At 65.7% G+C, this 2554-nt stretch carries 2 protein-coding genes and 1 pseudogene; all 3 read right to left on the bottom strand.

Features of this window, described 5'->3' with window-relative positions; genetic code table 11:
- Positions 1-218: pseudogene (locus G0A00_RS26170) on the bottom strand (SLC13 family permease); the annotation flags it as partial.
- 184 nt (positions 219-402) lie between these two features.
- Positions 403-615 (bottom strand): hypothetical protein, encoded by a 213-nt coding sequence (locus G0A00_RS26165; RefSeq protein WP_164185607.1) that lies wholly within the window; start codon positions 613-615, stop codon positions 403-405.
- Between the two features lie 513 nt (positions 616-1128).
- Entirely contained in the window at positions 1129-2457 is a 1329-nt protein-coding gene (locus tag G0A00_RS26160; RefSeq protein ID WP_164185608.1) for an MFS transporter, read from the bottom strand.
- Positions 2458-2554 lie beyond the last annotated feature (97 nt).

Raw genomic sequence — 2554 nt, 5'->3', positions numbered from 1 at the left:
GCGCTCAGCACGAACATCGCGCCGATGGTGGCCGGGGCGGAGTTGCTCAGCGCCTTGAGCACATCGTCGGTGCTCACGAGGCCGAGCAGCAGCGCCACGGCCACACCGCCAAGGGCGGTGACCTCGGCGGCGAAGCGCTCGGTCAGGAACAGGGAAAAGACGGTAGCCACCAGAAGAAGGGCGCCCTGAGGCGCGTAGGAGCCGAGATCGAAAAGCATGGGAGGCACCCGGATAAACGCCGCGCTGGAAGGGCGCCGTCGGCAAGGCGCAGGTGGCGCGGGCTCTCGGCCCGCCGCACCCTCTTTGTGACGATCGAGCATGCCACTGATTGAGGTACGCGAGAATAGGGATTCTCAGCGCGCGCGCTGCGGGATCGCAAGCCTACCTTTTGTGGGGGCCACCTTACACTTCCTGTGCCACCAAACGCAGGTAAGGGCCAATATGCTCAACTGGATGCCAGGCTTCATACTCGTGCAGCCGTACCTTGAAGAATGGACCATCTGCAATGAGCAAAGGACCGTCGGTGATCAGGCCAAGCTTTGGATCATGCCATCCGTCTGGCTGGATTACTACTCGAGTGCCGCGTGCGAACCGCACCCCCTTCATGATCGTCACCCCCCTCCCGACACCATGTCCTCACCAATGTAACGCTATGTTGAAATTCGATGTCGGTACCGGACAGAATTGTGCATTCTACTTTTGCAGCGGAATGTCGCCTATCTCTCGGCGCAACCGGTTGTGCGCCCCATAGGCCCCTTGCACATTCTGCACCCGCTGGGTTGAGCATACATCGCTTCGGCTTGAGACTTATTGGGTTTGGGCGAGCGCGGCGACCTGCAGGAAAGTACGTCGTTTTGCTTCAGCAGTCCGCCCGTTAGGAGGCCCCTCCGTCGCGCTCTGGCCAAGACGGGCATGCCGCGCTCAGCAAGATGATAGCACTGTCCGCCATCGCCTGCACGCTGCGCTGCGGCGGCGGTGCTTAGAAGCATCGACGCAAGACGCCGACAGGCACCTTTCCTGCCCGCTTGTCGAACGGGCAGGGAAATGCTGTGCAATCAGGATTTGGCCTTCCGAGGCGGCGCGCCGCGCAAGTCTTGTTTTCAACCTCTCCCTCGCCCTGTCCAGCAATCAGAAGTTGCTTGACCGCGGTACCCGTCCGATCAGCACCAGCAGCGTGACCAGCGCAAGGCAGGCCGCCGCCAGTGCCACCCAGAGCGCCAGATCGTAGCCGCCGACACGCCACAGCAGTGCCCCTGCCTGCGGTGCCACCGAGGCGACGATCAGGAAGGGCACCGCCATGAACCCCGCGATCATGCCGAAGGCGCGGCGGCCCAGCACTTCGGCCATGACCACCGGCTTGAGGATGCTGACAAGGCCAAAGCTGGCGCCAAAGAGCAGCGCGAAGGCAAACCCCGCCAAGGGCGCCGCGGGCACGATGAACAGCAGCACCGCGATGGCACAGAGGATGCCGCTAAAGGAGGTCGCCGCCACCTTCAGCCCCGACGCCCGGTGGCCCGCCAGCATCATCGCCAAGCGCCCGGCAACCTGCATCGGCCCGAACATCGACGCCGCGAGAACCGCCTGACCAAGGCTCAGCCCGCGGTCTGTGAGGATCGGCATGATATGGGTCAGCAGCAGCGCATAGGCGAGCCCGATCAGCGAGAAGGCGACAAGGATCAGCCAGAATTCCGGGCGCGCACGGGCCGCGACAAAGGCCGCGCGGTCCTCGGCCCGACGCTCGGGCGTGTGGGCGTCCTCGGGGCAGCATTCCAGCATCGTGGCACCCGCGAACATCGCGGGCAGCCCGACCAGAACCACCACCCCGGCAAAGCACAGCACCGCGCCACGCCAGCCCAAGGCTTCGGCCAGAAAGGCGCCCGAGGGATAGGCCAGCGTCGAGGCAAAGCCCGCCACCAGCGTGATGCGGGTGATATTGGCCCGCGCGCGCTCATGTGTGGTGCGGGTGACGAAGGAAAAGCACGGCTCGTAAAGGCAGCAGCCCTCGGCGATGCCGAGGCCGAGCCATGCCAGCAGGAACACCCAATAGCTCTGCGCCGAGGCCAGCAGCAGCAGCGACAGCGCCCCCAGCGCCATGCCGCCGCTCAGCAGCCAGCGCCCCCGGCCCCGGTCCACCATCCGCCCGGCAAAGGGCGAGACGGCGGCACCGGTCAGTGTTGCGCACATGAAGGCGAGCGTGAGCCAGCCCTTGCCCACCTCGGCACCCCAGGGCTGCACGCTCTCCCAGCTGAGCAGGAGAGCGGCGAAGATGTAATAGAACGCGCCATACCCCACGGTGGCGCCGACCCCCAGCAGCCAGATCGCCAGCCGTTCTGCTCGCTCCGGCTGTCGCTGCGCGAAACCGTGGGGGTCGAGCCCCACGACCCGCCACGCCCGGTCAATGCCGCCGCCGACACGGGCCAATCCGCCCGCGAAAGCCCCACTCTGCGGATGTGTCATAGGCTTGAGCGCCCGCCGCGACGGGTCATTCCGAGGCGGCCTTGGACTGGTTCACCCGCTTCGACATCTCGGCATGGCTCTCGACCCGTTCCGAGTA

The sequence above is a fragment of the Salipiger sp. PrR002 genome, assembly GCF_010500775.1.
In the GTDB taxonomy this organism is placed as follows: Bacteria; Pseudomonadota; Alphaproteobacteria; order Rhodobacterales; family Rhodobacteraceae; genus Salipiger.
The sequence above is the reverse complement of the archived record's forward strand: the minus strand, read 5'-3'. Positions and strand labels throughout refer to the sequence as shown.

What these genes read in the sequence shown, in the direction of transcription:
- G0A00_RS26160 (WP_164185608.1), bottom strand. Translation starts at nt 2,457, where the DNA reads ATGACACATCCGCAGAGTGGGGCTTTCGCGGGCGGATTGGCCCGTGTC.